Genomic DNA, 6,970 nt, shown 5'->3' on the forward strand with positions numbered 1-6,970 from the left:
CGGGCAGGGGACAACGCCCGCCGCAGGCGCACCGAACCCGCACCCCGCCCCACCCCACCCCCTACGCCCCCGCCGCCCCCCGGAACCGCGAGGTCCGATGCACCGGGTCCGTGTCGATCTCCGGGATCACGTGCTCACCGATCAACCTGATCGAGTTCAGCGTGTCCTCGCGGCTCATCCCGATCGGCAGCCCGAAGCTCAGCTGATCCGCCCCCGCCTGCTCCCACCGCTTGCACTGCCGCAGCACCTCGTCCGGATCACCGCAGATCATCAGCTCCTCGGCGATCAGCAGCTCGATGATCTCCTCGGAGTACTCCGGCAGCAGCTCGGGCCACTCCGGGATGCCCTCGGGCCGGGGGAACGTGTCGTGGTAGCGGAACAGCAGCGACTGCAGATAGTTCAGCCCGCCGCCCACCGCGATCTCGACGGCCTTCGCGTGCGTCTCGGCGCAGATGGCGGTGGAGGTGACCATGACGTTGTCGTTGACGAAGTCGCCGACGGGTTCGGCCTCCTTGACGGCCGTCTTGTAGGACTCGACGACCCACTCCATGTCGGAGACCTTCTGCACGCTGAAGCCCAGCACGCCGAGCCCCTTCCTGCCCGCCATCGCGTACGAGGACGGCGATCCGGCCGCGTACCACATCGCCGGGTGCGACTTCCCGTACGGCTTGGGCAGGATCTTGCGCGGCGGCAGTGACCAGTGCTTGCCCTGGAAGCCGGCGTACTCGTCCTGGAGCCACATCTTGGGGAACTCGGCGATGGTCTCTTCCCAGAGTTCCTTGGTGTGGTTCATGTCGGTGATGCCCGGCATGAAGCCCAGGATCTCGTGACTGCCGGCCCCTCGCCCGGAGCCGAATTCGAAGCGGCCCTCCGAGAGGTGGTCGAGCATGGCGACCTTCTCGGCCACCTTCACCGGGTGGTTGACGGGGGCGAGCGGGTTGAAGATGCCGGATCCGAGGTGGATGCGGTCGGTGGCGTGTGCGAGGTAGCCCAGGTACACATCGTTGGCCGAGAGATGCGAGTACTCCTCCAGGAAGTGGTGCTCGGAGGCCCAGGCGTACTTGAAACCGGACTTGTCCGCCTGGATGACGTACTCGGTCTCCTCGATCAGCGCCTTGTGCTCTGCCCCGGGGTCGGCCTTGGCCCGTGCGGCTGGCACGTACCCCTGTACAAAGAGCCCGAATTCCAAGGGGGTTCACCGTCCTCATTCATTTCTGACACACCGTCAGATTGCGATGCGTCCGACTGTTCCACCGGCACCCGCAAGCGTCAATACCTGACGCATCGTCAGCCCTGCTCAGAACAGACTGACACCCGCCAGCCAGCCGCCGTCGATGACGAACGGCTGCCCCGTGATGTACGAGGAGTCGTCCGAGGTCAGGAAGAGCGCCAGCGCCGCCACCTCCTCCGGCTGCCCGATCCGCCCCAGCGGTACGAGCTTGCGGTACAGCTCGGCCACTGCCGCCCTGGACTCCTCCGGGTCCGCGGTCGGGTCCAGCGCCGCCGGGTTGGTCATCGCGGTGTCCACGGCCCCGGGACAGACGGCGTTGACCCGTATCCCCTTCGCTGCCAGCTCCACCGCCGCCACCTTGGTCAGCCCCAGCACCGCATGCTTGGTGGCGGCGTACGCGCCCACGAACGCCATGCCCGTGAGCCCCGTGTACGAGGCGGTGTTGACGATGGTCCCGCCGCCCGCGGCCGCTATCTCGGGCGCGACGATCTTGATTCCGAGAAACGCGCCCACCTGGTTGACCTGCACCACCTGCTGGAACTCCTCCAGCGGCGTGGTCACCAGCTCGTTGAAGCGGAGAATCCCCGCGTTGTTGACCAGTCCGTCGATCCTTCCGAAGGTGTCCTTCGCGGCGGCGACGGCGGCCTGCCACTCGTCCTCCCGGCTCACATCCAGATGGACGAACCGGGCGGCGTCCTCCCCCAGCTCCTTGGCCAGCGCCTCGCCCTGCTCGTCGAGCACATCGGCGATCACCACCCGCGCGCCCTCCGCGGCGAAGAGCCGCGCCTCCTGCTCGCCCTGTCCGCGCGCCGCGCCGCTGATCAGCACGACCCGCCCGTCCAGCTTGCCCATGGCCTGACTCCTACCTGTCGAGATGGGGTGCGACCTCGGCGGCGAACGCCGCCATCTGGTCGGTCAGTTCGCCGCGGCTCCGACTGCGGAACCGCACCTGGATCTGGTGGACCCCCATGGCCCCGTACTCACGCAGCGACTCGGCGAGGACCTCCGGCTTTCCGGTGAGGGTGCGCCGCCCGACGGACCACTCCGGCTCACCGACGTACAGCGGCTCGGTGATCGCGCCGATGACGATCAAGGCCTCGATCCCGGCCGCCTCGCGCAACTCCTTCAGCCTGGCGATCTGTGCGGGCAGCTTCTCCCGCGGATCACCCTGCGGCAGCCAGCCGTCCCCCGCACCGCGGCCCGGCGCACGGCGGCGGGCGAGGAGCCGCCCACCCAGACCGGCACCCGTTCCTGGGCCGGGCGCGGCAGCTGCCCGAGCCCGGCGAAGGAGAACCGCTCCCCCGCGAACTCCGGGTACTCCTCGGGACCGAGCGCCGCCTTCAGTGCGTCGATGGTCTCGTCGAGGACCCCGCCCCGCCCCTCGAAATCCGCCCCGAGCGCCTGGAACTCCTCCGGTACGTGCCCGGCCCCGACCCCGAGGATCAGCCGGCCGCCGCAGAGGTGGTCGAGGGTGGCGTACTGCTTGGCGGTGGCCAGCGGGTGCCGCAGGCCGACGACGGCGACATGGCTCATCAGCAGGACCCGCTCGGTGATCCCGCCGAGAAAGGCGAGAGTGGCGACCGGGTCGTACCAGACGGTGCTCATGACCCCGGCGAGCCGCCGCGGGATCGCGACATGGTCGCAGCTCGCGAGGTAGGCGAAGCCGGTGCGGTCGGCGGTGCGGGCGATCTCGGCGAGGTCGGCAGGGGTGGCCACGGCCTCCCACCCCTCCGCGTAGATGGTGCTCTGCGACTGGATCGGCAGCTGCATCCCGTACGACAGCGGCCCGGTGGGCAGTATCGGCACCGGACGGCCTCCTTCCCCGAGGGAATCTGACGCATCGTCACATGACGGGCGCGGGGGCCATCGTCGTACCTGACGTCACATCAGACAAGAGGCGGGCGCGAACCCGGCGGCCTCTCGGCCGGGTCAAGCAGCGGTGCCCGGCGCCGACGAGACCGTCGGACGGGCGGCATGATCGTCGGCATCGCCCTCGACGAAGGCAACCATGCCCGGCCGGGCGATGAAGCCGATGCCAGGGAGCCCGTAGTCGGAGGCGGCGAAGCCGAATCCGGACACGAAGAATCCGTCGTAGCGCCGGGCCACGACGGACGCCGAATACATGTCGTACACACCCATGAGAGGAGTCGTTCCCGGAGATCGGAATTACTCCCTCAACGCACTCCCGTAACGCACAGCATCTCCTCGCCAATGAACCGTTGATTCGTACATCGACGTCCGACGCATCGCCGATGCACCGAATCGGCAGTTCATTGATTCCGTTTATGAAATAGGCATTGAACGACGCCGTCTCAGGTGATGCGGAATCCGGCACCACCGGGACCGGGAGCCACCGAGACACCGGTGGACGAATCGGGGGCATATGGATCGACAATTCAGCGATTCACTGGTGCGACGAATGCGGAAACACCACGCACAGCACACACTCACGGAAGAGACGACGGCACTCGTGCCACACAGGACGCGAAGAAACGCCTCTTCGCGATGACGCCTACATCTATACAGACATAACCGTCCCTTTACCCCGGGACACGCCGCGTTTGACCCTGCGTACGAAACCGGATGGTCGTTTTCCCTCGGATCACCGACGCATCGAACGCAAGGACCGCCGACTACCGGCAGCGACGTCATGGTGGGGCGTTGCGGCGATGACGCCGATCAGGCGAACCGGTCGAGCAGGCACCCCACATAGCCATTCCAGGCGCGCCGTGAGCACCTCGGGCATCAGATCGGTCCGCCCCAGTTCCCACCACGGGACCGCGACCTTCTCCGCGTCCGGCGCGTAGGCCGGCGCGTCCAGCAGTCGCCAGTACAGATGGTCCGCACCGCTCACGGCCAACCGCCCGCCCGCGCCCGTGTACTCCTCGGCAAAGCGCATCCCGGCCGGGACACCATGCAGAAGCGCCGGCGCGGTGGAACAGTGCGCGACGTCCAGGTCGGCGGGGCCCCAGGAGGTCTCGACCCAGTCGACGACCCCGCTGATACGCAGGTTTGCCCCGGCACCGGTGAAGAGCACGTTGCCCGGGTGGAAGTCGCGGTGCAGGAACCGAGGTGTGTATGCCGGCGGCTCGCGGCGAATCACATCCACCGCCCGCCGTCGGAGCCGCGCCCGCCCGGTCGACCCTGGTACCCGCACCCGGTCTCGCATGGCGCACGAAGAAGGGCTTGACGAAGGACCTCAGCACGAGCGAACGCCTTCCCTGCGGCCCGGAGACATCCAGCCGTCGTACCTGCGAGGTCCATCCGCCGCTCAGCCGCTCCGCGCCCTTGGCGGGACGGCGTCCACTTCGACGCGCCCCTTTCACCTGAAGGGTGGATACGCAGGCCGTTCGCCGCTGGGCAGGCTCTCCGCGCTTGGAACCAGCACCACCAAGCAGCGTTCGAACTCGTAAGACAGACAAGGAGCACGTCTTGAAGCGCATGGGACTTCTGTCCGGCCGCATGGTGATCGCCGCTACCGCTTCGGTCCTGTTGGCCGCCGGCACCGCACAGGCCGCACCGGCGAAGTACGCCCAGCACGCGGATGCCGCCGCCCAGCTGAAGAAGGCGGGCATCACCTGGACCTCCAGCGGCAACTGCTCCGACTGGAACAAGAAGTCGTGTACGTCATTCACTCAGATCAACAAGGCGACCATCGCGGGCACGATCGCCTTCAAGAAGGTCAGCGGCTGCAAGGTGATCGTCACCGGCGGCACGGAGAAGGGCCACAGCGCCGGCACGTACAGCCATCGCAACGGATACAAGACGGACATCTCCACCAAGGTCTCGTGCGTCAACGACTACATCACGCACAAGTTCGCCAAGGCGGGGAAGCGTAGCGACGGGGCCGCTCTGTACAAGTCCCCCGCCGGCAATGTCTACGCACGGGAAGGCAGCCACTGGGACATCACTCACTACAACAGCAAGGCGTAGCGGACAGTGCCGCTTCTGACGGGGGGCTTGCGGCATCGGACTGCGGCACGCAGGTGAAGGAAGCAGCCGTCTCCTTCGCATGTGGCCGCGACGCCGGGTGCCATTCCCGTCCGTCCTCGACCGCTGGACGGGAGTGGCATCGGCCGGGCGTGCCGGTCAGCAGTCCGGGATCACCGTCCCATTGTTGTCCCTCGCCTCGTCGTTGCCCCAGCGGGACAGGTAGTACGCCGAGACATACGCGCCGCGCCCGTTCTTGCCCGCGTACACCGTGTCCAGGTCCGTCTTCAGCCACCAGTGGTTGTAGCTGGAGCCGGAGCCGACCTGGGCGCCCCACACCTTGCAGTAGACGTAGTTCGTGCCCGCGTTGAGGACGCCCTGCGCGTCGCCCGGGCCGGCCGACGCGTAACCCGTGGCATCGGCGAAGGTGTCGACCCAGTACGTGCCGCCACCTCCGCAGCCGTTGTCGCTGGTCAGGTACTTGCTGTAGTACGAGCCGGGGTACGGGGCGAGTGACTGGCCGTTGATCGCGATGGTCTGACCGACGCCGTTGTACAGCTGCTCGTAGTGGATGTGTGCGCCGCTGCTGTTGCCGGTGGAGCCGGTGACGCCGATCTGCTGCCCCTGGGAGACGGAGGCGCCGTCGGCGACGGAGTACGAGGCGAGGTGGAAGTAGTAGGTCTGCCAGCCGCCGCCGTGGTCGATGGCGATGTAGTTGCCCGCACCGCTGGGCTGGGAGTAGCGGTGGGCAGTCCCGCCGGACGAGGCGAGGACGGGGGTGCCGGCCGTGGCGCCGCCGTCGGTGCGGACGAAGTCGAGGGCCTGTCTTACTTCCGCCGAGTGATGGCTGTAGGTCCAGGTCTGGCCACAGGGGAACGGCGCCTTGAAGTTCGGTGCCGCGGCGGCGGGGGTCGCGGTCAGCAGTCCTGCGACGAGGGCCACCAGGCCCAGCAGGGCGATGCGTATCGAGCGCATGCGCGGTCAGCCTCCGAGTCGAATCCGAGTGGGGTTCCGGGGGTACGGGGGACAGCAGTCCGGGTTGAACGGACCTAAGAGTGCCGGAAGTTCAGCTTTCCCAGTAGACCCGTCGGCCCCCGAGAACCCGAGCCTGCCGCTGCGGAGAAGCGCGGTCGGCGTGCGCCGGTGCGATGGCACCGGATGGGAACTCGGGGGCTGCGGAACTCGACGGAGGCGACACGGGGACGACATGGAGCTGCCGCAGCAGAAGACCCTTCATCTGCTGCGGCAGCGATCACAGGGACTGTCCCGGACCCTGAGCGGGTTCCCGTCCATTTCCCTTGGGACTGGTTACGTCACGGACCGACGGTGCCGGGAATGCAGACCGCGTACGACTGGACGGTCTGCGCGGTGGCACCGTTGTTGTAGGCGGAGACGTGCCAGGTGTTGGTGGCGGTGTCCGGGTAGCTCGCGGTCCAGATGATGTCCGGGTTCTGCAGCTGGCTCACGGCACCTCCCCCGGTCAGCACGGTTCCGGCAGGGCACACGGCCACGATGTCCGTGGTGCTGCCCCCAGCGGGCACAGACGTGGCGTTGCTGTTGGCCTGCACGGACGGGCCAACAGGTCCCGTCGGGCCGGTGGCACCCGTCGGGCCGGTGGCGCCGGTGGCACCGTCGACACCGTTGGTACCGTTGGTACCGTTGGTACCGTTGGTACCGTTGGTACCGGCCGCACCCGTCGGACCCGTCGGACCGGCAGGACCGGTCGCACCGTCCGCACCATTGGTACCCGTCGACCCGTCGCACCCGTCGGACCAGCAGGACCAGTCGCACCGTCCGCACCATTGGTAC

The 6,970-nt window shown here is 67.9% G+C and carries 5 protein-coding genes and 3 pseudogenes; 1 reads left to right on the forward strand and 7 read right to left on the reverse strand.

What is annotated here, in order from left to right:
• Positions 1–61: 61 nt before the first annotated feature.
• From GA0115254_RS22850 to GA0115254_RS45290, 5 genes and pseudogenes are all read right to left on the reverse strand, one after another.
• A complete protein-coding gene (locus tag GA0115254_RS22850; protein ID WP_093897166.1) occupies positions 62–1,189 on the reverse strand; it encodes an LLM class flavin-dependent oxidoreductase in 1,128 nt (375 codons plus the stop codon).
• A 108-nt stretch (positions 1,190–1,297) separates the two neighbouring features.
• On the reverse strand, positions 1,298–2,083 hold the full coding sequence (locus tag GA0115254_RS22855) for an SDR family NAD(P)-dependent oxidoreductase (protein ID WP_093897167.1): 786 nt from the start codon (positions 2,081–2,083) through the stop codon (positions 1,298–1,300).
• Between the two features lie 10 nt (positions 2,084–2,093).
• Positions 2,094–3,001, reverse strand: a pseudogene (locus GA0115254_RS22860) (TIGR03619 family F420-dependent LLM class oxidoreductase).
• A 222-nt stretch (positions 3,002–3,223) separates the two neighbouring features.
• Positions 3,224–3,370: pseudogene (locus tag GA0115254_RS22865) on the reverse strand (carboxyvinyl-carboxyphosphonate phosphorylmutase); the annotation flags it as partial.
• 540 nt (positions 3,371–3,910) lie between these two features.
• Positions 3,911–4,674, reverse strand: a pseudogene (locus tag GA0115254_RS45290) (aminoglycoside phosphotransferase family protein).
• On the opposite strand from GA0115254_RS45290, the gene GA0115254_RS22875 reads away from it, so the two are divergent.
• Positions 4,673–5,164 carry a hypothetical protein gene (locus tag GA0115254_RS22875; protein ID WP_093897169.1) on the forward strand — a complete coding sequence of 164 codons (492 nt, stop codon included), beginning with the start codon at positions 4,673–4,675 and terminating at the stop codon, positions 5,162–5,164. The pseudogene GA0115254_RS45290 and the gene GA0115254_RS22875 overlap by 2 nt on opposite strands.
• Positions 5,165–5,320: 156 nt before the next feature.
• Here GA0115254_RS22875 and GA0115254_RS22880 read toward each other — a convergent pair whose 3' ends face one another.
• Both GA0115254_RS22880 and GA0115254_RS44655 read right to left on the reverse strand, forming a co-directional pair.
• Complete coding sequence (locus tag GA0115254_RS22880) at positions 5,321–6,136, reverse strand: M23 family metallopeptidase (RefSeq protein WP_093897170.1); 816 nt, start codon at positions 6,134–6,136, stop codon at positions 5,321–5,323.
• A gap of 338 nt (positions 6,137–6,474) precedes the next feature.
• Positions 6,475–6,627 (reverse strand): hypothetical protein, encoded by a 153-nt coding sequence (locus GA0115254_RS44655; RefSeq protein ID WP_176740255.1) that lies wholly within the window; start codon positions 6,625–6,627, stop codon positions 6,475–6,477.
• Positions 6,628–6,970: the final 343 nt, after the last annotated feature.

The organism is Streptomyces sp. Ncost-T10-10d, from assembly GCF_900091955.1.
In the GTDB taxonomy this organism is placed as follows: Bacteria; Actinomycetota; Actinomycetes; order Streptomycetales; family Streptomycetaceae; genus Streptomyces.